Source organism: Micromonospora chokoriensis (assembly GCF_900091505.1).
Classification (GTDB): Bacteria; Actinomycetota; Actinomycetes; order Mycobacteriales; family Micromonosporaceae; genus Micromonospora; species Micromonospora chokoriensis.
Map to the genome: position 1 here is coordinate 3,982,589 of NZ_LT607409.1, position 20,531 is coordinate 4,003,119.

Below are 20,531 nucleotides of genomic sequence, written 5' to 3' on the forward strand. Positions count from 1 at the left end.
GAGGCTAAGGCACGGTTAACGTGCGTCTCGCCGGCGGCGGAAGCGGTTAGCCTGCCACCTGTGGCCCGCCTGCTGCTCATCGAGGACGACCTGACCATCCGTACCCCGCTGATCCGTGCCCTCCGGGAACGCGGCCACGCGGTGGCCGCGGCCTCGACCGCGATGGCCGGGCTCCGCGACGCGCTGGAGGACCGGCCCGACCTCGTCGTGCTCGACCTGGGCCTGCCCGACCTGGACGGGCGTGAACTGCTGCGGATGCTGCGCGCGGTCAGCTCGGTGCCGGTCATCGTGGCCACCGCGCGCGACGACGAAACCGAGATCGTGCGGGTGCTCGACGCGGGCGCCGACGACTACGTGGTCAAGCCGTTCACCGCGGCGCAGCTCGATGCCCGCGCTCGGGCGGTGCTGCGCCGGGGCCCCTCCGGCGCCGACGCGCAGGAGGCGGCGCTCGTCGTCGGTGGGCTGCGCGTCGACCCCCGGGCCCGACAGGTCACCCTGGACGGGGTGACCGTCGAGCTGACCCCCCGCGAGTTCGACCTGCTGCACCACCTGGCCGGCCGGCCCGGCCAGGTGGTCACCAAACGTGAGCTGCTCACCGAGGTGTGGCAGATCCCGTACGGCGGCGCGGACAAGACCGTCGACGTGCACCTGTCCTGGTTGCGTCGCAAGTTGGGGGAGAACGCCCAGCAGCCCCGCTACCTGCACACCGTGCGCGGGGTCGGGGTCCGTCTCGAAGCGCCGGCGGCGCAACCGTGAGGGCACGTCTCGCGCTGCTGGTCGCCGCGGTCAGCGTGCTCACCCTCGTCGCGTTCCTGGTGCCGCTGGCGTTGCTGGTCCGTACCGTCGCGGAGGACCGGGCCACCGTCCGGGCCACCGCCGACGCGCAGAGCCTGGTGCCGGTGGTCGGCACCGCCGACGCGGCGACCATCCGGCTCACCGTGGAGCAGCTCGCGGCGGAGTCCGGACGGCCGGTGAGCGTCTTCCTGCCGGACGGGACGGTACTCGGCGCGCAGACCCCCCGTACCCCGGCGGTGGCCCTGGCCGCGCGCGGGCAGAGCCTCACCGGGGAGTCGGCGGACGGCCGGGAGGTGGTCATCGCCGTGCAGGGTCGGGCGGACGGCACCGGCGTGATCCGGATCGCGGTGCCGCAGCACGAGCTGACCGCCGGGGTCACCAGGGCGTGGCTGGTGCTGGCGCTGCTCGGCGTGATCCTCGTGCTGATCGGGCTGCTGGTCGCCGACCGGTTGGCGCGCACCCTGGTTCGCCCGATCAGCGACCTCTCCGCCGTCTCCCACCGCCTGGCCAACGCCGAGTTGGACGCCCGGGTCACCCCCGCCGGCCCGCCCGAGCTGCGCGAGGTGGCCGGCGCGCTCAACCATCTCGCCACCCGCATCCAGGTACTCCTGGTCCAGGAACGCGAACAGGTCGCCGACCTGTCACACCAGTTGCGTACCCCGCTGACGGCGTTGCGGCTGGAGGCGGAGTCGTTGCGCGACCCGGACGACGCAGCCCGGATCACGGCGGCGGCCGACGGTCTCGAACGCGCGGTCACCGGGCTGATCCGACAGGCCCGGTGGCGGCACTCACCGGCGGCCCAGCCGGCCGTGGCGGACGCGGCGGCGATCGTCGCCGACCGGGTCGCGTTCTGGTCGGTGCTGGCCGAGGACACCGGTCGGGCCGTCACCCTCGACCTGGCGCCCGGCCCCCTCCCGGTCGGTGTGGCCGCCGACCATCTGACGGCGGCCGTGGACGCGCTGCTCGGCAACGTCTTCGCGCACACCCCCGACGGCACGCCGTTCGCCGTCCGGCTCGCCGGCGACGCCGGGGAGGTCGTCCTCACCGTCGCCGACGAGGGCCCGGGCATGCCGGTCGGCGCGGTCCAGCGGGGCGCGAGCGCGGCCGGGTCGACGGGCCTCGGCCTGGACATCGCCCGCCGTGCCGCGCAGGCCGCCGGCGGTCGCCTGGACCTGCGTGCCGGTCCGGGCGGCGGGGCGCAGGTGCTGCTGCGGCTCGGGCCGCCGGCGTCGTTGCCGCCGGCGTCGTTGCCTCCGGCGTCGTTGCCTCCGGCGTCGTTGCCTCCGGCGTCGTTGCCGGAGGCATAGCCGCTGCGGTGCCGGGTAGCTGCCAGTCATGGCGCGGTATACGAAACCCGAGCTCAGAGAGCAGATCAAGGAAGAGATCAAGGCTTCCGACAAGGGCGGCAGGCCGGGGCAGTGGTCGGCGCGCAAGTCGCAACTGGTCACGCAGGAGTACAAGAGGCGCGGCGGGGGATTTCTGGGCCCGAAGGACGACCGGCAGAAGGCTCTGCAGCGCTGGGGCAACGAGAAATGGCAGACCAAGGAGGGCGACACCCGAGCCCGCCAGGGCGGCACGACGAGCCGCTACCTGCCCAAGAAGGCCTGGGACGAGATGTCGGAGAGCCAGAAGCGCGCTACCGACACCAAGAAGCGCGAAGCATCCCGGACCGGTAGGCAGTACGTGGCCAACACCGGGCCGGCCAAACGGGCGCGGCGGGACGCCACCACCGCCGGCCGGATGACGGAGATGTCGGTCGCCGAGGCGGCCAAGCTGGTCCGTGGCCTGGACACCCGACAGCTCAAGACCGCCCTGCGTAACGAACGAGCCAGCAAGGACCGCAAGACGCTCGTCCAGCGGCTCGAAGCGGAACTCAACCGGCGCGGCTAGCGCGCCGAGCAGGTCAGCGCGCCCGCGCGGGCTCAAAGCGGTGGACGTTCGAGTAGCGGCGACCGGAGAATCGGGCCATGAACCCGAGCACGCTGACCGTCACGTCCATGACGACCGCCGAGGAGGCGGAGGCCTTCCGGACGTTGAACGAAGAATGGATCTCCCACTTCTTCACCATCGAGGAGTCGGACCGCAGGACGCTCAACGACCCGTTCGCCGCCATCGTCGAACCGGGCGGCGACGTGCTGATCGTCCGCGACGGCGGGAAGATCATCGGCTGTGTCGCAGTGGTCCGCAGCTCGGACGACGTCTTCGAACTGTCGAAGATGGCGGTGACCCCGGCGGTACGCGGCAGGGGCCTCGGCCGCCGGCTCATCGAGGCGGCGATCACGCGCGCCCGCCAGCTCGGCGCGACCACCCTGTTCCTGGGCAGCAGCACCAAGCTTCCGAACGCCGTGCACCTCTACGAAACTGCCGGCTTCCAGCACGTCAGCCCCGAGCAGGTCCCGCTGCCGCCGTACGCCCGCGCCGACGTCTTCATGACGATGGCGCTCTGAGCCGTCCACGCCGCACGCTTTAACCCGGCCTTAGTGTTCGGACAGCGCGCTGCTATCCCGGTTCAGCCGATCCTCGAAGTCGACAACCGAGGAAAGGTGGACACCACGATGAAGCGCACCAATCTGCTTCTGGCGTCGGTCGGCGGTGCGGCGGTGCTGGCGGTGGCCGGGGTCGCGCTGGGCGTCAACGCCGCGAACGACTCGCGGTCGGGCGGCACGACCCTCGCCGCGGCGACCGTCGCCCCGACGCCCACGGACCCGGCCGGTGCGAGCGGTTCGCCGTCGGCCAGCGGTTCGCCGTCGACCGACACCCCATCGGGTACGCCGTCGAGCGGCGCTCCGTCGAGCGGTGCGCCGGCCGGTGGTGCGCCGGCGGGCAGCGCGGTCGACGAGACCCGCGCCGGTGAGATCGCGCTCGCCAAGGCCGGTGGCGGTCAGATCGTCGAGGTCGAGGCCGAGCAGGAGAACGGCCGACCGGTGTGGAGCGTCGAGATCGTCGCCGGCGACACCGAGCACGAGGTGGACGTCGACCGGGACAGCGGCTCGGTGGTCAAGGCCGAGCAGGAGCCGGTCGACGACGATGACGACGCCGCCGACGACGACGACAAGGACGACGACGCCGACGACGACGCGGGCGACAAGGACGACGACGACTGACCTGGTCGTCACCGAATCGCCGATGGAGCAGGGGCCGCTCCGGATCCCCTGCCTAAAGTCTGATGCCGTCGCCCGCCCTGGCCCACCCAGGGCGGGCGACTGGGTTGTTCGCCGTCCGCCCTGATGCTCGCTCGGGGTGGGCGGCGGCGGGGCTTCGGGCGGGCTGGCTCAGACGGCGACGCGTTGCTCCTGGACGGCCGGCTGGTCCTGGGCGAACTGGGTGCGGTACAGCTCCTGGTACCGGCCACCGGCGGCGAGCAGGTCGCTGTGCCGCCCGCGTTCGACGATCTGCCCGTCCTCGACGACGAGGATCTGATCTGCCGCCCGGATGGTGGAGAGCCGGTGCGCGATGACCACGCTCGTCCGGCCGGTCAGGGCTTCGGCGAGAGCGTCCTGGACCGCGGCCTCCGAGGTGGAGTCGAGATGCGCGGTCGCCTCGTCGAGGATGACCACGCGCGGCCGGGCCAGCAGCAGCCGCGCGATGGTGAGCCGTTGCCGCTCACCGCCCGACAGTCGGTAACCGCGTTCGCCGACGACCGTGTCGAGCCCGTCCGGAAGCGAGCGGATCAGCTCGTCGAGCCGGGCGCGCCGCAGCACGTCCCACATCTCGTCCTCGGTCGCGTCCGGCCGGGCGAAGACCAGGTTGGCGCGGATGCTCTCGTGGAAGAGGTGCCCGTCCTGGGTCACCACGCCCAACGCCGACCGGATCGACTCGGCCGACAGGTCGCGTACGTCGACGTCGGCGAGCTTCACCGCACCGTCCTCGACGTCGTACAGGCGTGGCACGAGCTGCGCGATGGTCGACTTGCCCGCCCCGGAGGAGCCGACGAGCGCGACCATCTGCCCCGCCTCGGCGCGGAACGACACACCGTGCAGCACTTCTTCGCCGCCGCGCGTGTCGAGCTTCGCCACGTCCTCCAGGGACGCGAGCGACACCTTGTCCGCCGACGGGTAGCCGAACCGTACGCCCTCGAACTCCACAGCGACCGGTCCCTCAGGGAGGGGCCGGGCGTCGGTCTTGTCGAGGATCAGCGGCTTGAGGTCCAGGACCTCGAACACCCGCTCGAAGCTCACCAGAGCGCTCATCACCTCGACCCGGGCGCTGGCCAGCGACGTCAACGGCGCGTACAGGCGCGACAGGAGCAGTGCGAGGGCGACCACGGTCCCGGCGTCGAGGCTGCCCCGTAGGGCGTAGAGGCCGCCCAGCCCGTACACCAGGGCCAGCGCCAGCGAGCCGACAACGGTGAGTGCGGTGATGAAGACCCACTGGAGCATTGCGGTACGCACGCCGATGTCGCGGACCCGCCGGGCCCGTGCCGCGAACTCGGCGGACTCCTCGGCCGGCCGCCCGTACAGCTTGACCAACGTGGCGCCGGGCGCGGAGAAACGTTCCGTCATGCGGGTGCTCATGGCCGCGTTGTGCTCGGCGGCCTCCCGCTGCAACCGGGCGAGCTTCGACCCCATGCGTCGGGCGGGAAGCACGAAGATGGGCAGCAGGACGAGCGCCAGCACCGTGATCTGCCACGAGAAGGTGAGCATCACGGCCAACGTCAGGACCAGCGTGACGGTGTTGCCGACCACGCTCGACAGGGTGTCGCTGAAGGCGCGCTGCGCCCCGATCACGTCGTTGTTCAGCCGGCTGACCAGCGCACCCGTGCGGGTCCGGGTGAAAAACGCCACCGGCATGCGCTGGACGTGGTCGAAGACCGCCGTCCGGAGCTGCACGATCAGCCCCTCACCGATGCTCGCGGACAGGAACCGCGTCACCAGACCCAGGCCGGCCTCGGCGAGCGCGATCACTGCGATCAGCACCGCCAGCCGGATCACGAGGCTGCTCTCGGCGCCGTCCACGATCGCGTCGACCACCCGGCCGGCGAGGATCGGCGCCGCGACCGTGAGGACTGCCGTCACCACGCTCAACAACAGGAACCTGACGATCATCCCACGGTGTGGTCGCGCGAACCGCGCGATGCGCTTCAACGTCGCACGGGACAGCGGACGCTCGTCCTGCGCGTTCATCGCGTGGTGCAGAGACATCCACGCGGTAACTTCCATGCTCATGCATTACCTCCGTTATCGGAGGCTAGGACCTCACCCGAGCTTGAGGTCAAGTCATTTCGCCGGTCGCTCCACTTCGGCGCGGATCTGGCCGAACACGGCATGCGAGTCATCCGTCTGCGCGAAGCCGACGAAGGTCACCATACCGAGTGTGTGGTGGTCGCTCCATGCGCAGATGTCGACACGGACGCCTGTCGTGGCTTGGCCGATGCCGCAACCAGCCGTCCCGCCCAGAGGGCCGGGCGGGACCGGGCGCACGTCGGTGATGTTCGGTATTCCGCCGAAGATCTTGCCCAGCGTCGCCGTGGGATCGGTGACCGTGCCCGACAATGCGCTGATCACGATCACCCGCTGGTCGTCGCCGGGGATGTGCAGCCCGCGCTCTCGGGACTGCACCTCCTTCGCCCGGACGTAGGCGGTGCCCATCAAGCTCGTGGGCTCGGTGTTCAACAGCTTCTTGAAGTTGCCCATGTTCTGCTCGGCCCGGTCGTGTAGACCTCGATCCACGGACTCGGGCCAGGTGCCCAGAAGCGTGGCCGGCCCGTGGACGCGCATCGCCACCGCAGGGGGCGATGACTGCGTTACGGCCGCCGGCGCGGGTGCGTCATCCTGCCTCGTACACCCGGTCGTGGATAGCAGGATCGCCGCCATCACTGTGCCGGCGACCGCTGAGCCTGACAGTCTTGTGCGCCTCATTGAGCCCCATCCCCGTCCTCGCGTCCAGCGCGCACGATATCGCAGGCCACCGACCGATGACGACGGGCCTACGTAGGTGCAGGAGCGCATTCCGCATCGAGCGGTAGCCGGCACGAGGGCTCCGCTCGTCGGGCCGCTCAGACCCTCGTGCTCGCCGCCCTATCTGCGTCGGTGGTAGTGGTTGCGGCGCGGAAGTTGGTCGGGGTCGAGCCAGGCGGGCGGCACGAACTCCGGCTTGCCGTCGTCGCCAAGCCGCACCGCCCACTCGCTGTGGTGGAGGTGTCGGTGGTGGTGGCCGCAGAGTAGGACGGCGTTGTCGAGGTTGGTGGGGCTGCCGTCGGCCCAGTGGCGGATGTGGTGGGCGGCGCACCAGCGTGGTGGTCGGTCGCAGCCGGGAAAGGCGCATCCGCCGTCACGCAGCACCAGCGCCCGCCGCAGTGGGCCGGTGACGAGTCGGCGTTGTCGACCGACGTCGAGGACCTGGCCCGGACCGCCGAGGACGGCGGGCAGGATGGTGGCGTCGCAGGCCAGTCGGCGCACCGTGCCAGGGGTGAGCCGCAGCCCGATGTCGAGCGCCCCGGAGCCCAGCTGCCGGGTCAACGCGTCGTAGTCGGTGGTGACGACGATCTGGGCCGGGTCGCCGCCGCTGTCGGGCAGCTCACCGGTGCGCAGGGCGAGCCGGCAGACGTCGGCGAGCGCGTCGTGGCGGCGTTGCCCGGGGGATCGCCCGTCGTCGGGGCCGGTGGGTGCGCTGAGTGGGTCGATGGCGGCGCGTAGCAGGGCGGCGGTTTCGGCGTCGAGGGTGCCGGTGAGTCGCAGTCGCCCTCCGGTCTGTTCGGAGATGGTGAGGTGTCGGTCGCGGGTGGCGCGGGCGTCCTCGGCGGCGAGGGCCGCGGCTGTGGCGGCGTCGGCGAGGTCGGGGGCGACGTGGTCGAGGATCCGGGTGCCCATGCGACGTAGCAGGGTGGGGTCGAACTGCCCGGCCCATTCCACGAGCACGCCGACGGCTTTGTCGGCCACCTCGACGCCCGCCGACGTCGTCACCGTGGCGGCCGTGTCGGCGATGACGCGGGCCTGGTCCAGGGTGACGGCGCCGCCGGCCAGCGCTTGCCGGATGCCAGGGTTGCCGGTGTCCAGGGTGCTGGCGAGGTCGACCAGGCGGCGGGCGGCGGGAACGGTCATCCGCAGGCGTTCGCGCAACCACACGGCGGTGCTGGACGCGCCGTGCGTGCGGGCGGTGCCGCGGCCGTCGATCTCACGGACCAGGGTCAGGGTGACGGCGGCGAGGCGTTGCTGAAGACGGTGCGCGGCGTCGAGCGCGGCGACCAGGTCGTGCTCCGGCAGGGACCAGACGGCGGCGTCGACGCAGGCGGCGACCGCGTCGTCCGCCTGCGCCAACTCCTCAACCATGGGCCAGAGACTAGAACAGGTGTACGACAACTTCAGTCGCCATGATCGATCGCTGCCGGGTGGAGCGGAGGTTCCTGGGTGCTGAAGAGCGTGGCCCAGGCGACGACGCGGTCGACGGAGGCGCGGGTGAGGCCGATCATCGGTCGCCTGAGTGGAGTGGGTACGCCTCGCCGCCCACACGTGATCTTGGGGTATGTGAAGGTCGTCAGGCCGGACAGGTGCCGCGTGGGTCGTCGCCGGGAACAAGCGGTGCTCGGTGTAGCCGAGCGGCGGTGACGGTCACAGGCCGGCGTGCATGGTTAGGCTCTGCCGCAGGTGGAGTTTCGGCCGGGACCCGACGACCGAGCCGACGACCTCGCCCCCACGGAACACCAGCAGCGTCGGCAGGGACATGACCGCGTAGCGCCGCGTGGCCTGCGGGTTGTCGTCGGTGTTGAGCTTGGCGATGACCATCCGGTCGCCGAACTCCTGTGCCAGCTCGACGAGACTTTTCTCGATCATCTTGCACGGCGGGCACCACTCCGCCCAGAAGTCGACGACGACGGGTCGGTCGCTGGTCAGCACCAGCTCGGCGAACGTGTCGTCGGTGACGGTGATCAGGGAGCTGACGCTCGTTTCCTGGGGCATATTTCCTCCCGGTGCGCGATGGCGTGGGTGAGCTGGGTGTGCAACTGCTGACGGACCGCTCCGAGCCGGTCGAGGTAGTCGTCGACCTCGGCGAGCTTGCGTCGCAGCACCAGCACGGAATCGGGACAGACGTCGCCGGACGCGTTGCCCGCCCGCAGGCAGGCGACGAAGGGGCGGACGTCGTCGAGGCCGAAACCGACGTCGAGCAGCGCCCGGATCTCCTGGACGACCCGTAGCTCCGCCTCGTCGTAGACGCGGTACCCGTTCGCCGAGCGCTGCGGGTGCACCAGGCCGTGGGCTTCGTAGTAGCGCAGCGTCCGGGTGCTCGTGCCGGCTCGTTCCGCCAGCTCGCCGATCAGCATCAGACCTCCTCGACCAGCCTGCCGCGACCAGGCTAAACCTTGTCGTCAGCGTCAAGGCAAGGCTGCTCCGGCCCACCCCGACCGGCCCACCCCGACCGGCCCACCCCGACCCGCCACAGCCCGGCCCGGGCGGACCCCGGGCACGACTCAGGGCGCCGGCTCGCCGGCGCCCTGAGCTGATGCGCGTTGAGGCCTGTTCCAGAAAGACTGGAACGAGCCCTAGCCGATGCGGAACTGGTCGCCGTAGACGGCGAACGTCAACGGCGTGTTCAGGTTGAAGTTGCCGTTGTTGAGGAACACCCGCTGGGCCGTGTCGACCCGGGACGTGTCGGAGTGGGCCTCTTCCTTCTTCATCTCGATGACCCGCTCGTCGAGGAAGGCGTTGAGCCAGGTCCGCTCGTCACCGCCCTGCGCGGGGGGCTTCGCCCGGGCGAGGGCGCGGTTGCGGATCTGACGCATGCCCTCGTACCCGTGCATGACCGCTGCGTCGTAGTAGGCGAACTGGCCGAGTGCCCGGACCTGGTCGTTCTTGCCGTCGCGTACCGACGGGTTGAAGTAGACGCGGTCCCGCTCGGCCTCCTGGGCGGCCCGGAAGACCGAGTCGTTGGCCGCCGTGCGCCAGTCGCGGGGGAAGTTCGGGTCGAGGCCCGAGTGCGAGGGGGTGCCGTTGACGGCGCGCAGCGCCGGCAGGTAGCCGGCCAGCACGTTGCCGGGCTTGCTGTTCGTGTACGCCTGGACCAGTTCGAGCATGTCGCCGGTGCCGGAGCAGAAGCCGATGATGCCGGCGGTGTAGCCGCGTCCGTCGCCGATGTCCTCGATGTAGGAGAACTGGGCACGCCAGTCGAGGGAGGAGTTCTCCGCAGCCGAGACGAGCTGCATGGCGACGTCCTTCTTCGTCGGGTCGTCGAGGTTGGTCCCGGCCGGGGTGGTGGGCGGAGGGGTGCTGCCGCCGCCGGGCAGGGTCCACTGCTGGTTGGTGGTGCCGCCGCAGGTCCAGATCTGCAACCGGGCGCCGTTGGCGGTGCTGCGGTCGGTGACGTCGAGGCACTTGCCGGAGGCGGAGTTGACGAGGGCGCCGTTGCTGGTGGTCCACTTCTGCGCGCCGGTGCCGTTGCAGTCGTACAGCTGGATCTTGGCGCCGTTGGTGGTCGACGCGGCGGTGACGTCGAGGCACTTGCCGAGCGCCCGGATCGAGTTGTCGGTGTTGCCGACGGTCCACGTCTGGGCCGCGCTGCCGTTGCAGTCGTAGAGCTGGACGGCCGTGCCGTTGGCCGGGTTGGCACCGGCCACGTCGACGCACTTGCCGGCGAGGCCGGTGATCGGGCCGGCGGTGGCGGCGCTCGCCGACGGCAGGCCGTAGCCGACGGCGGCGACGCCGATCAGCAGGGTGCCCGCGACGTAGGCGGCTGTTCTTCTGTGCACCATGGGGGTCCTTGGGGAAGGGGCGGCGCGCCGCCGGCCGGTCGATGGCCCGGCGTGGCGCATCGGCCCCCGGCGGGCACCGCGAGCATCAGGAAACTGTATTAACAGATATCAGTACGTCGGTGTGCCGTCAATCGATGTCAGCCGTCCGTGACGAGGCATGTTCACCTCGTTGACGGCTACCCGAGAGCTCGATGCCCGGACCGCGCAGTTAGATGTCGTCAGCAGTGCCGCGTCCTGAGCGAGCAGACCTGGGACGGCACCGAGACGCAAGGAGTGCTCCATGGCAGTCGACCCCCGCCGTACCCGGCCTCTCTGGGCCACGGCCGCCGCCGTGCTCGCCGTGGCGGCGCTGTCCGCCTGCGGCGGCACCGACGGCGCCGACCCGGTCGGCGCGCCCGCCACGAGCAGCGCCGCCACGCCGACCGCTGTCGCACCGACCGACGCGGCGCCGCCGCCGGCGCAGGGCAAGCTGCGCGGGTACGGCACGGTCCGGCAACTCAGTGAGACCGCGGACCTGGTGGTACGCGGTGAGGTCGAGCCGGCCGGCTTCCGGGTCGACGAGGTGCTGCGCGCGGCGAACGGGGCGTCCGTGAACGCCGGAACGCGGATCACGCTCGCCAGCCTGCCCGGAGGCGTGCCGGACATGGCCCACATGTCCACGCTCGAACCGGGCCAGGTCGCGGTGCTCTACCTCGCCAAGGACCCGGCCGCCCCGGCGTTCCGCACGCTCAGCGGAGACTTCGGCGTGTTCGACGTGACCGGGGACGGCGACGACGCGGTCGCGGCGTCCCGCTCGCAGGCCATGGCCGTCAGCGGCCTGGTCACCGAGGACCCGGCCGCGTCGGGCCACGGTTTCCGCACCACCCTCGGCCAGCTCCGCGCCGTCGCCGCCCAGGCCAGGTAGGGCTGGAACGCGGACGGCACCCGCCGGGTGCCGTCCGCGTGCTCACTGCTCCCGGTAGGTGGCCAGGTCGAAGTCGGCGTACGCGCCGTCGCCGCCGAGATCCTGTACCCACAGGCCGAGGAACGACCCGGTGAAGCCCCACGCCGCCGGCTCACCGTCGATGATCAGCGCGGCGTGCTCGTCGGACAGGATGGTCGCGTCCAGGTCGACGCCGGCCGGCTGCCAACCGGCGCCGAGGTCGTAGTCGAAACGCACCACCGGCCCGTCGAACACGGCCCGTAGACCGACCCGGGTGACGCCGCTGACGTCAACGGTCAGATCCGGGTACGGGGTGCGCCGTCCGTTGTCGGAGCTGAGCAGTTGCAACACCGTCCGCCCGTCGTCGTCACGGGTCAGGTAGAGGTGGTGCCAGTTCAGCGTGTTGTAGTAGGCGGTGATGCCGGCGAGCTGCCGGTGGTCGGCGGGGTCGAACTCGACGACGGTCTCCAGCGAGCAGTGCATCGCCCCGACACGTCGCGCGACCAGGCTCGGAGCCTGCCGCCCGACCGGCGACTGCCCGCCGTGGATCCGCAGGTACGACGGGCGGGCGTGCAGGTCGACCCAGTCGGTGCTGGCCGGTCGGCGCAGCGTCGACCAGCACAGGCCCAGCTCGGGGGCGTCGAAGTGGTCGGTCTCGGGCTCCGCCGGCCACGGGTGCGCGGGCAGGTCGGGTGCGACGACCTCGTCCGCCGGAACCCCTCCGGCGATCTTCGGCCACTCACCCGACGGCCACTCGACCCGTTGGATCGCGGTCTCCCGACCGAGCACACAACTGCCCAGCGGGGAGTAGGGGCGCCCCACCAGGTGGGCCAGGTACCACTCGTCGGTCTGGGTACGAACCAGGCTGCCGTGACCCGCCTTCTGCAACCGCAGGTCGGGGCGACCCACGGAGGTGAGCAGCGGCCCGTCCGGATCGACCTCGTACGGCCCGAACAGCTCCCGGGACCGCGCCACGGTGACCTGGTGCTCCCAACTGGTGCCGCCCTCGGCGGTGATCAGCCAGTACCACCCGTCGTGGCGGTAGATGTGCGGGCCCTCGGTGACGCCGACCGAGGTGCCGGTGAACAGCATGCGCGGGCTGCCGACCAGCCGACGCTCGACCCGGTCGTACTGCTGGATCTCGATGCCGCCGAAGCGGTCCCGGCCGGGTCGCCAGTCCGCGCTCATGCTCAGCAACCACGTGGTGCCGTCCTCGTCGTGGAACAGCGCCGCGTCGAAGCCGCGCCCGTGCAGCTTCACCGGGTCCGACCAGGGGCCGGCGATGTCCTCGGCGGTGACCAGGAAGTTCTGCGGATCCCAGTAGCCGCTGGCGAAGCTGGCCACGTCGCTGTAGACGAGGTAGAACAGACCGTCGTGGTACGTCAGGTCGGGTGCCCACACGCCGTTGGAGTCACCGCAGCCACGCAGGTCGAGCAGGCGGCGGTCGGTGATGACCCCGCTCAGGGTGCGCCAGTTCACGAGATCACGCGAATGGTGCACACGCACGCCCGGATACCACTCGAAGGTCGAGGTAGCCAGGTAGTAGTCGTCGTCGACCCGCAGAATCGAGGGATCCGGGTGGAACCCGGCGAGGACAGGGTTGCGGATCGACCGGGTAGCGGTCGCCACGTTAGCGATGTCGGTCGACACGTAGAGGCTCCTCTGGACGGGCTGTCTGGAACTTCCGGAAACTTGCGGTCCCGGATCGCTGAAAGTCCTGCCTACGCTAGCCGGTCTTTTCGCAATAGGACAGAGGGCTTGACCGTTGCGGAAACAGCTCGTAGCGTGCCCGCCATCGACCGGTAATACCGGCGAAGCTTTTTGAAAGTTCCGGAGATCCATAGGTTCCCACCACGCCGGCGCGGCCGGCAACCGAGCACCCCGTGAGTTCCCGAAGGGATGGATCATGACCTCGCACCTCTCCCGCCGAACGCTGCTCGGCCTCGCCGGTGCCGGCGCCGGCGCGTACCTGCTGAGCGCCTGTAGCGGTGACGACAAGTCGAGCGACCCGAACGCCCCGCAGACCGTCAACTGGTGGCACATCCAGAACACCGAGCCGATGCTCCCGGTCTGGCAGGCGATGGCCAACGAGTACAAGTCCGCGCACAGCAACGTCACGTTCACCATCCAGCCCTTGGAGAACGAGGCGTTCAAGGCCAAGCTCACCACCGCCACCCAGGCGGGCGACCCGCCGGACCTGTTCCAGTCCTGGGGCGGCGGCGTGCTGAAGCAGCAGGTGGACGCCGGCCTGGTCAAGGACCTCACCGACGACGTCAAGGACCTGGTCAAGGGCATCCTGCCCGCGGCCATGGAGCCGTACACGATCGACGGCAAGATCTACGGCATTCCGTTCGACATCGGCATGGTCGGGTTCTGGTACAACAAGGAGCTCTTCACCCGCGCCGGCATCACCGAGACCCCCACCACCTGGAACGGCGTGCTCGACGCGGTCCGCAAGCTCAAGGCCGCCGGCATCACCCCGGTCGCGCTGGCCGGCAAGGACAAGTGGCCGGCCCACTTCTACTGGTCCTACCTGGCGATGCGCATCGGTGGTGTCGACGCGCTGCAGAAGGCCGTCGACAGCAAGAACTTCGACACCCCCGACCTCGTCGCCGCCGGTGAGCGGCTCAAGGAGCTCGTCGATCTGCAGCCGTTCCAGAAGGGCTTCCTCGGCGCGGAGTTCGGTTCGCCCGACGGTCAGGCCGCGACCATGGGCAACGGCAACGCCGGCATGGAACTGATGGGGCAGTGGGCGCCGGCGGTGCAGGCGTCCAGTTCCACCAGCAAGAAGGGCCTCGGCGACAAGCTCGGCTTCTTCCCGTTCCCCTCAGTGGACGGCGGTAAGGGCGCCGCGACCGAGGTCTTCGGCGGTGGCAACGGCTTCGCCGTCGGCAAGGACGCGCCGGCCGCCACCATCGACTTCCTGAAGTTCCTGCTCAACGTCGAGAACCAGAAGCGCTCCGCGCAGACCGGCGCGGTGAACCCGACGGTCACCGAGGCCACCTCGGCGATCAGCGACCCCAACAACAAGGCCGTCGCAGAGGCCCTGTCCAAGAACACCGGCTTCCAGCTCTACCTCGACCAGGCGTACGCGCCCGCGCTCGGGCAGCAGATCAACGACAGCGTCGCGGAGATCATCGCCGGCAAGAAGTCCCCGGCGGCGATCGTCAAGGACATCACTCAGGTGGCAAAGACCGTCTGATCGTGACCCGTCACCCGTCCGTAGCCGGCCGAAGAACCCGAGTGGAGCAGGAATGACCAGGCCATCGACCGTGTCCGACCTGAGGCGCGGCGACACGGCGACCGATCCGCCGGCACCGGGGCCGGGCACCGCGCGCAAGCGTGGCCGCCAGCCCCGGCCGGGCCGGGGTGGCGTCCTCGCCGTGTTCCTGGCGCCTGCCCTGGCGCTGTTCGTGCTGCTGGTCCTCGCCCCCATCGTGGTGGCCGCCTACGCCAGCTTCTTCAAGTGGAACGGCTTCGGCCTGCCGGAGAACTTCATCGGGTTGGACAACTACACCCGTGCCTTCGGCGACCCGACGTTCCGCGGCGACCTGTGGCGTGGCCTGATTCTGGTGGTGCTGTCCCTGGTCGTGCAGCTGCCTGTTGCGCTGGCCCTGGCCATGCTCCTCAATCAGCCACTGCGCGGGCGGGCCGTCTATCGGCTGATCTTCTTCGCCCCGTACGTGCTCTCCGAGGTCACCACGGCCGTCCTGTTCACCCTGGTGTTCTCACCGAACCGAGGGCTGGGCGAGGGGGTGGCCCGGTGGCTGGGCGCCGACGCGGGCACCGTCTTCGCCGACCCGGACACCGTGCTGTACGCCGTCTTCCTGGTGGTGTCCTGGAAGTACTTCGGCCTCTACATGATGCTCTTCCTGGCGGCCCGGCAGGGCATCCCGAAGGAACTGCACGAGGCGGCGGTCACCGACGGCGCCACCGGCTGGCAGGCGTTCCGACACGTCACCCTGCCCCTGCTCGGCCCGACGATCCGCATCAGCATCTTTCTGTCGGTCATCGGCACCATCCAGCTGTTCGACATGGTGTGGGTGCTCACCGGCGGTGGGCCGATCCACTCCTCGGAGACCCTCGCGGTCACGATGTACCAGTTCGGCTTCCGTCGCTTCGAGGTCGGCTACGCGAGCGCCATCAGCATCGTGATGTTCCTGCTGAGCCTCGTCTTCGCCCTGTTCTACCAACGCATCGTCCTGCGTCGTGACACGGCGGGCGCGATCACCACCCAGGGAGGCCAGCGATGACCACCACGGCGAGTAGCGTCCAGCGGACGCGCAGCGTCGTGCTGCACCTCGTCTGCATCGCCGTCGGCGTTCTCATCGTCGTGCCGGTGTACTTCGGCGTGCTCGGCGGTTTCAAGGACAACGGCCAGCTGTCCACCAACCCGCTGGGCTGGCCCGACCCGTGGGTGCCGAACTACTTCGAGATCCTGGGCAACGGGGTGTTCTGGCGGCAACTCGGCAACAGTCTCCTCATCGCCGTGAGCAGCACCCTGATCGTCGTCGGCGCGGCGGCGATGGCCGCGTTCGTCTTCGCTCGCTACGCCTTCCGGGGCCGCGAGTTCCTGGTGACGTTGTTCGCGATCGGCCTGATGTTCCCGTTCGCGGTGGCCATCCTGCCGCTGTTCGTGCTGTTGCGCAGCGTCGGCCTGCTGGACAATCCGCTCGGCGTCATCCTGCCCCAGGCCGCCTTCGGGCTGCCGATCACCATCATCATCCTGCGCCAGTTCTTCCGGACCATTCCGGCCGAGGTCGAGGAGGCGGCCGTCCTCGACGGGTGCACCGCCTTCGGCTTCTTCTGGAAGGTCCTCCTGCCGATGGCACGGCCCGCCCTGGCCACCGTCTCGGTGCTGGCGATCGTCACCAGCTGGAACAACTTCATGCTCCCGCTGGTCGTCTTCAGCGACCAGAGTTGGTGGACCCTGCCGGTCGGGGTCCAGGCGTTCCAGGGCCAGTACGCCGACGACACCGCACGCGTGCTCGCCTACGTCGTGCTGTCCATGCTGCCGGCCCTGGGCTTCTACGCGGTCGCCGAACGTCAACTCATCGGCGGCCTGACCGGCAGCGTCAAGGGATGACATCGCAGCACCGCGAGCAGACCTGAAGCTTCCGGTACGACGAGGGGGGACCGTGGGCGCGGAGAACGGCCGAAACGTCACCATCGCCATGATCGCGCGGTTGGCGGGTGTCTCCGTACCCACGGTCTCCCGGGTCATCAACGGCCGCTCCGACGTCGCTCCCGACACTCGGGAGCGCGTCGAGGCGCTGCTCAACCGGCACGGGTACCGCCGCCGGTCACCGGCCCGGCGTACCGACGCGGCCCTCATCGACCTGGTCTTCAACGACCTGGACAGCCCGTGGGCAGTGGAGATCATCCGCGGGGTGGAGGACGTCGGTCAGACCAGTGGCGTCGGCACCGTCGTCTCGGCCATCCACTGGCGCATCTCCTCCGCCAAGCAGTGGCTCGACAACATGCGGACACGCTCCAGCGAGGGCGTCATCTTCGTGACGTCGATGGTGAACCCGCCGTTGCAGGCCGAGCTGCGGCGGCTCCACCTGCCGGTCGTCATCATCGACCCGGCCGGAGTGGACCCGCAGGAATCACCCACCATCGGCGCCACCAACTGGGCGGGCAGCCTCAGCGCCAACCAGTACCTGATCAGCCTGGGGCACCGGCGGATCGGCTTCATCGCCGGCCCACCGCACCTGATGTGCAGCCGGGCCCGGATGGACGGCTACCGGGCCGCGCTCGGCGCCGCCGACATCCCCGTCGACGACGCCCTCATCCGACCGGGCAACTTCTACCACGAGTCCGGTTTCAGCGCGGGTACGCAGCTGCTGGCCCTGCCCGACCCACCCACCGCCATCTTCGCCTCCAGTGACCAGATGGCACTGGGTGTCTACGAAGCGGTCCGCAAGCGCGGCCTACGGGTGCCCGACGACGTCAGCGTGGTCGGCTTCGACGACCTGCCGGAGGTCCGGTGGTGCTCCCCACCGCTGACCACCGTCCGTCAACCCCTCGCCGAGATGGGCATGCTGGCGGCCCGGACCGTCCTGCGCCTCGCCGGCGGCGAGAAGACCGAGAGCCCAAGGGTCGAACTCGCCACCGAGTTGATCGTCCGCGACAGCGCCGCGCCACCGCGCTGACCGCGCCGCGCGGCTCGTCGTGCTCGGCCGACCTCGCCGGTCAGGCGTCGCGGAGCGCGTCCTCGACGCCACACCGAAACGCCCCCGCGTGCCGGCGAGACCAATCGGGCGGCACGTGCCGCGATCGGTCAGCGCCTCAGTTTCGGGCCCACTTCTGGCTGTTGCCGCCGGTGCAGCCCGCCAGGACCATCGTGGTGCCGTTCGCGGTGCCGGCGCCGTTCGGCGAGAGGCACAGGCCGGACTGCACGCCGGTGACCGTGCCGTCGGTGTTGAGGTTCCACTGCTGGTTGGCACCGCTGCCGCAGGTCCAGATGATCACTCGGGTGCCGGGTGTGGTCGCGGCCCCCTCGGCGTCGAGGCACTTGGTGCCGTACACCTGGAGTTGTCTCGCGGTGGTCGGTGTCCACTGCTGGTTGGTGCCGCCGTTGCAGTCCCACAGCGTCAGTTGGGTGCCGTTCGTCTGTGACCTGGACGGCACGTCCAGGCAGCGGTTGGCGGCCACGTTGCGCAGCGGCGCCGCGGTGCCGCCCGGTGGTGGGGTGGTGGGGCTCGTGGTGTCGAAGCCCAGGAACCGGACGGCCTGGGCGGCGTCGAACGGAATGGAGTGGCCGTACCCCTGGAAGCTGATCGCTTCGACGGGCGCCGTGCCGCCGGTGCCGCCGTAGCGCGTGCGGGTGGCGCTGGTCTGCGGCGAGTCGGTGTAGCTGGGTGTCGGGGACACACCCAGGACGTTGGTCCACTGCTTGACCTGCTCGCCGAAGTTGACGTAGCTCAGTGTGGTGTCCGTGGTGCCGTGCCAGATCTGGACCCGGGGTCGGTTGCCGGCGTAGCCCGGGTACGCGGCGCGGACCAGGTCACCCCACTGCTGTCCGGTCCGGACGATCCGCCCGCCGGAGCACTCGCTGTTCCACTCCGCGCCGTTGGTGGTGGCGAAGCAGCCGAACGGGACACCCGAGGAGCTGAAGCCCGCGTGGAACACGTCGGGGTAGAGGCCGAGCATGACGTTGGTCATCATCGCACCGGAGGAGAAACCGCCCACGCCGATCCGTGCGGAGTCGACGGGGTAGCGGCTCCGGACGTGGTCGACCATGGACTTGAGCCCGACGGGGTCGCTGCCGCCGTCACGCCGGAGGGCCTGCGGCGAGGAGACGTCCCAGCACTTGCTGCTCCGCGTCACCGACGGGTAGATCACGATGAAGCCGTAGCGGTCGGCCAGGGTGCTGAGGCCGAAGCCGGTGTGTACCGCCGGACCGCTGCCGGTGCAGTAGTGCAACGCGAGGAGCAGGGCCGGCTGGGCCGCGACCCGGTCCGGCACGTACAGGTGCATCTGCAGGTTCGTCGGGTTGGCGCCGAAGTTGGTGACCTGGGTGAGCGTCGCTGCCGACGCGGGGGTGGCGACAGTTGCCACTGCCGTCATCGTCGCGAGGGTCGTGGTGAGTGCGGCGGCCAGCAGTGCGGTTCTGAATCTCATCGGCGATTCCTCTGGTCTCGGGTCGGCGGACCCGGTGGCAGCACGTCGTGACCGTCGGGTCCGACCAGCGGGGGCTCGCCCGGAGAGCCGCGGACGCTGATCGCATCGCATCGACTGTGAGCGATAACATCCCGGGCGTCAAGCCGTGCCGCGCGGGCCTTCCGCCGTGTGGGAAGGCGGTGTCACAATGGCGGTGGCGCTCACGTGGTCACCGTTGAGCCCGGGGGAGGGGCCGTCCGCAGGAAGCGGACGGTGGGCACTAACCCGGAGGCCGTTCATGGATCTTGCGCCAGACGTCAACGCCATCTCCAGCCTGGTCGACCTGCTGGGCGCCGTCCTCCAGTTGGCCGCCGCGCTCGTCACCCTGCTGGCCGCCGCCGCGGCCGTCGGCCGGCGTCGCAGCGGCCCCGCGGGGTCGGTGATCGATCATGGTGGACGTTATGCTGCGGGACCGGACGGGGGAGAGGTGGTCGATCATGACGCAGTCACAACCCGAGACCGGCCTGCAAACGGACAGGCCGAACGCGGCGAGGATGTTCGACTACTACCTCGGCGGCAAGGACAACTTCGCCGCCGACCGGGCGGCGGCCGAGATGGTGTTGCAGGTGGCGCCGTGGATGCCCGAGGCCGCCCGGCAGGGCCGCGAGCTGATCTCCCGGACGGTCCGGCACCTCGTCGAGGAGAAGGGCATCCGGCAGATCCTGGACCTCGGGTCCGGGCTGCCGACCCAGGACAACGTCCACGAGATCGCACACCGCATCGATCCGGACGTGCGGGTCGTCTACGTCGACAACGATCCGGTGGTCTGCACACACGGCCGCGCGCTGCTCGCCGACTCGAAGACGGTGTCGGTGGTCCGGGCCGACCTGACCGACCCGCAGCAGGTCCTCGGCCACCCGGCGATCGGTGACGTGATCGACCTCGACAGCCCGGTCGCGGTGTTGATGATGTTCGTGCTGCACCTGGTGCCCGACGAGCGGGATCCACAGCGGATCATGGCCACCTATCGCGACGCGCTCGCCCCCGGCAGCTACCTGGCGCTGTCGCACGCCGCCACCGACGTGCACCCCGACCTGATGGCCCGAATCTCGGCGATCTACGCCCGCGCGAACAGCCCGTTCGTTCCGCGGAGCCACGCGGACATCTCCCGCTTCTTCGGTGACTTCGTCCTCGAAGCGCCGGGGCTGGTCAACATGTGGCCGCACGCCGAGCCGCCGGCCACCGCCGACCCGCAGGTCGCCCGCACCGGCTACAGCGGCGTCGCCCGCAAACCGTGACGCACTTGAGAGGCGGAACGGCCGACGGCTGACGCCGGAGGAGTGGCAGGCCGGCCTCTGGCCGTTCTCCACGCTTTCGGCTCGCTTTGGAGCTGATAACACAGACGAGTCATCCGACGGCCGAACCGCCGGCGAGCCGAGCGGTACCGCTCTCGGGCCGCGCCCGGCGCGACGTACAGGGCTCCGCACCCGGTTTCGCGTCGGGCTCCGCATGCGGATTTCGCGAGAT

The 20,531-nt window shown here is 70.4% G+C and carries 19 protein-coding genes; 11 read left to right on the forward strand and 8 right to left on the reverse strand.

The annotated features are described in order from the left end of the window. Positions 1-60: 60 nt before the first annotated feature. The 5 genes from GA0070612_RS18470 (at position 61) to GA0070612_RS18490 (ending at position 3,899) form a co-directional block, all read left to right on the forward strand. On the forward strand, positions 61-756 hold the full coding sequence (locus tag GA0070612_RS18470; RefSeq protein WP_088989039.1) for a response regulator transcription factor: 696 nt from the start codon (positions 61-63) through the stop codon (positions 754-756). Continuing rightward, a complete protein-coding gene (locus GA0070612_RS18475) occupies positions 753-2,102 on the forward strand; it encodes a sensor histidine kinase (protein ID WP_088989040.1) in 1,350 nt (449 codons plus the stop codon). Before GA0070612_RS18470 ends, GA0070612_RS18475 begins: the two co-directional genes overlap by 4 nt. 28 nt (positions 2,103-2,130) lie before the next feature. Next, complete coding sequence (locus tag GA0070612_RS18480; RefSeq protein WP_088989041.1) at positions 2,131-2,685, forward strand: DUF5872 domain-containing protein; 555 nt, start codon at positions 2,131-2,133, stop codon at positions 2,683-2,685. 77 nt (positions 2,686-2,762) lie between these two features. Next, positions 2,763-3,242 (forward strand): GNAT family N-acetyltransferase, encoded by a 480-nt coding sequence (locus tag GA0070612_RS18485; RefSeq protein WP_088989042.1) that lies wholly within the window; start codon positions 2,763-2,765, stop codon positions 3,240-3,242. A 108-nt stretch (positions 3,243-3,350) separates the two neighbouring features. After that, the gene (locus tag GA0070612_RS18490; RefSeq protein ID WP_088991596.1) at positions 3,351-3,899 is read left to right on the forward strand and encodes a PepSY domain-containing protein; all 549 of its coding nucleotides are present in this window, start codon (positions 3,351-3,353) and stop codon (positions 3,897-3,899) included. 168 nt (positions 3,900-4,067) lie between these two features. On the opposite strand, the gene GA0070612_RS18495 is transcribed toward GA0070612_RS18490, so the two are convergent. The 6 genes from GA0070612_RS18495 to GA0070612_RS18520 form a co-directional block, all read right to left on the reverse strand. Next, positions 4,068-5,960 carry an ABC transporter ATP-binding protein gene (locus tag GA0070612_RS18495; RefSeq protein WP_088989043.1) on the reverse strand — a complete coding sequence of 631 codons (1,893 nt, stop codon included), beginning with the start codon at positions 5,958-5,960 and terminating at the stop codon, positions 4,068-4,070. Positions 5,961-6,011: 51 nt separating this feature from the next. Then, a complete protein-coding gene (locus GA0070612_RS18500; RefSeq protein WP_157742539.1) occupies positions 6,012-6,428 on the reverse strand; it encodes a hypothetical protein in 417 nt (138 codons plus the stop codon). 384 nt (positions 6,429-6,812) lie between these two features. Beyond that, positions 6,813-8,063 (reverse strand): HNH endonuclease signature motif containing protein, encoded by a 1,251-nt coding sequence (locus GA0070612_RS18505; protein WP_088989045.1) that lies wholly within the window; start codon positions 8,061-8,063, stop codon positions 6,813-6,815. A gap of 279 nt (positions 8,064-8,342) precedes the next feature. Then, complete coding sequence (trxA, locus tag GA0070612_RS18510) at positions 8,343-8,690, reverse strand: thioredoxin (RefSeq protein WP_088989046.1); 348 nt, start codon at positions 8,688-8,690, stop codon at positions 8,343-8,345. Further along, on the reverse strand, positions 8,660-9,052 hold the full coding sequence (locus GA0070612_RS18515; protein WP_088989047.1) for a MerR family transcriptional regulator: 393 nt from the start codon (positions 9,050-9,052) through the stop codon (positions 8,660-8,662). Before GA0070612_RS18515 ends, trxA begins: the two co-directional genes overlap by 31 nt. A gap of 219 nt (positions 9,053-9,271) precedes the next feature. Further along, entirely contained in the window at positions 9,272-10,477 is a 1,206-nt protein-coding gene (locus tag GA0070612_RS18520) for a chitosanase (RefSeq protein ID WP_197699185.1), read from the reverse strand. Positions 10,478-10,757: 280 nt separating this feature from the next. Between GA0070612_RS18520 and GA0070612_RS18525 the strand changes: the two genes are divergently transcribed. Further along, the gene (locus GA0070612_RS18525) at positions 10,758-11,381 is read left to right on the forward strand and encodes a hypothetical protein (protein WP_088989048.1); all 624 of its coding nucleotides are present in this window, start codon (positions 10,758-10,760) and stop codon (positions 11,379-11,381) included. A 42-nt stretch (positions 11,382-11,423) separates the two neighbouring features. Here the strand turns inward: GA0070612_RS18525 and GA0070612_RS18530 are convergent, their stop codons facing one another. Next, the gene (locus GA0070612_RS18530; protein ID WP_088989049.1) at positions 11,424-13,049 is read right to left on the reverse strand and encodes a glycoside hydrolase family 43 protein; all 1,626 of its coding nucleotides are present in this window, start codon (positions 13,047-13,049) and stop codon (positions 11,424-11,426) included. Between the two features lie 256 nt (positions 13,050-13,305). Here GA0070612_RS18530 and GA0070612_RS18535 point away from each other — a divergent pair, with 256 nt between their 5' ends. The 4 genes from GA0070612_RS18535 to GA0070612_RS18550 all read left to right on the forward strand — a co-directional run bounded on the left by GA0070612_RS18535 (position 13,306) and on the right by GA0070612_RS18550 (position 17,554). Beyond that, the gene (locus GA0070612_RS18535; RefSeq protein ID WP_088989050.1) at positions 13,306-14,601 is read left to right on the forward strand and encodes an extracellular solute-binding protein; all 1,296 of its coding nucleotides are present in this window, start codon (positions 13,306-13,308) and stop codon (positions 14,599-14,601) included. A 52-nt stretch (positions 14,602-14,653) separates the two neighbouring features. Next, entirely contained in the window at positions 14,654-15,652 is a 999-nt protein-coding gene (locus GA0070612_RS18540; RefSeq protein WP_088989051.1) for a carbohydrate ABC transporter permease, read from the forward strand. Further along, positions 15,649-16,485, forward strand: a complete 837-nt coding sequence (locus GA0070612_RS18545; protein ID WP_088989052.1) for a carbohydrate ABC transporter permease — start codon at positions 15,649-15,651, stop codon at positions 16,483-16,485. Before GA0070612_RS18540 ends, GA0070612_RS18545 begins: the two co-directional genes overlap by 4 nt. 88 nt (positions 16,486-16,573) lie before the next feature. Continuing rightward, the gene (locus GA0070612_RS18550) at positions 16,574-17,554 is read left to right on the forward strand and encodes a LacI family DNA-binding transcriptional regulator (protein ID WP_408630573.1); all 981 of its coding nucleotides are present in this window, start codon (positions 16,574-16,576) and stop codon (positions 17,552-17,554) included. A 136-nt stretch (positions 17,555-17,690) separates the two neighbouring features. Here GA0070612_RS18550 and GA0070612_RS18555 read toward each other — a convergent pair whose 3' ends face one another. Beyond that, positions 17,691-19,025: an extracellular catalytic domain type 1 short-chain-length polyhydroxyalkanoate depolymerase gene (locus GA0070612_RS18555; protein WP_088989054.1), complete on the reverse strand. Its 1,335-nt coding sequence runs from the start codon at positions 19,023-19,025 to the stop codon at positions 17,691-17,693. Positions 19,026-19,501: 476 nt separating this feature from the next. Here GA0070612_RS18555 and GA0070612_RS18565 point away from each other — a divergent pair, with 476 nt between their 5' ends. Continuing rightward, positions 19,502-20,302, forward strand: a complete 801-nt coding sequence (locus GA0070612_RS18565) for an SAM-dependent methyltransferase (protein WP_088989056.1) — start codon at positions 19,502-19,504, stop codon at positions 20,300-20,302. The last annotated feature ends 229 nt before the right edge of the window (positions 20,303-20,531 follow it).

Excerpts from the sequence above, each read along its gene's own strand:
- GA0070612_RS18480 (WP_088989041.1), top strand. The coding sequence starts at position 2,131 with ATGGCGCGGTATACGAAACCCGAGCTCAGAGAGCAGATCAAGGAAGAG.
- GA0070612_RS18485 (WP_088989042.1), top strand. The coding sequence starts at position 2,763 with ATGAACCCGAGCACGCTGACCGTCACGTCCATGACGACCGCCGAGGAG.
- GA0070612_RS18490 (WP_088991596.1), top strand. The coding sequence starts at position 3,351 with ATGAAGCGCACCAATCTGCTTCTGGCGTCGGTCGGCGGTGCGGCGGTG.
- GA0070612_RS18495 (WP_088989043.1), bottom strand. The coding sequence starts at position 5,960 with ATGAGCATGGAAGTTACCGCGTGGATGTCTCTGCACCACGCGATGAAC.
- GA0070612_RS18500 (WP_157742539.1), bottom strand. The coding sequence starts at position 6,428 with ATGGGCAACTTCAAGAAGCTGTTGAACACCGAGCCCACGAGCTTGATG.
- GA0070612_RS18505 (WP_088989045.1), bottom strand. The coding sequence starts at position 8,063 with ATGGTTGAGGAGTTGGCGCAGGCGGACGACGCGGTCGCCGCCTGCGTC.
- trxA (WP_088989046.1), bottom strand. The coding sequence starts at position 8,690 with ATGCCCCAGGAAACGAGCGTCAGCTCCCTGATCACCGTCACCGACGAC.
- GA0070612_RS18515 (WP_088989047.1), bottom strand. The coding sequence starts at position 9,052 with ATGCTGATCGGCGAGCTGGCGGAACGAGCCGGCACGAGCACCCGGACG.
- GA0070612_RS18520 (WP_197699185.1), bottom strand. The coding sequence starts at position 10,477 with ATGGTGCACAGAAGAACAGCCGCCTACGTCGCGGGCACCCTGCTGATC.
- GA0070612_RS18525 (WP_088989048.1), top strand. The coding sequence starts at position 10,758 with ATGGCAGTCGACCCCCGCCGTACCCGGCCTCTCTGGGCCACGGCCGCC.
- GA0070612_RS18535 (WP_088989050.1), top strand. The coding sequence starts at position 13,306 with ATGACCTCGCACCTCTCCCGCCGAACGCTGCTCGGCCTCGCCGGTGCC.
- GA0070612_RS18540 (WP_088989051.1), top strand. The coding sequence starts at position 14,654 with ATGACCAGGCCATCGACCGTGTCCGACCTGAGGCGCGGCGACACGGCG.
- GA0070612_RS18545 (WP_088989052.1), top strand. The coding sequence starts at position 15,649 with ATGACCACCACGGCGAGTAGCGTCCAGCGGACGCGCAGCGTCGTGCTG.
- GA0070612_RS18550 (WP_408630573.1), top strand. The coding sequence starts at position 16,574 with ATGATCGCGCGGTTGGCGGGTGTCTCCGTACCCACGGTCTCCCGGGTC.
- GA0070612_RS18555 (WP_088989054.1), bottom strand. The coding sequence starts at position 19,025 with ATGAGATTCAGAACCGCACTGCTGGCCGCCGCACTCACCACGACCCTC.
- GA0070612_RS18565 (WP_088989056.1), top strand. The coding sequence starts at position 19,502 with ATGACGCAGTCACAACCCGAGACCGGCCTGCAAACGGACAGGCCGAAC.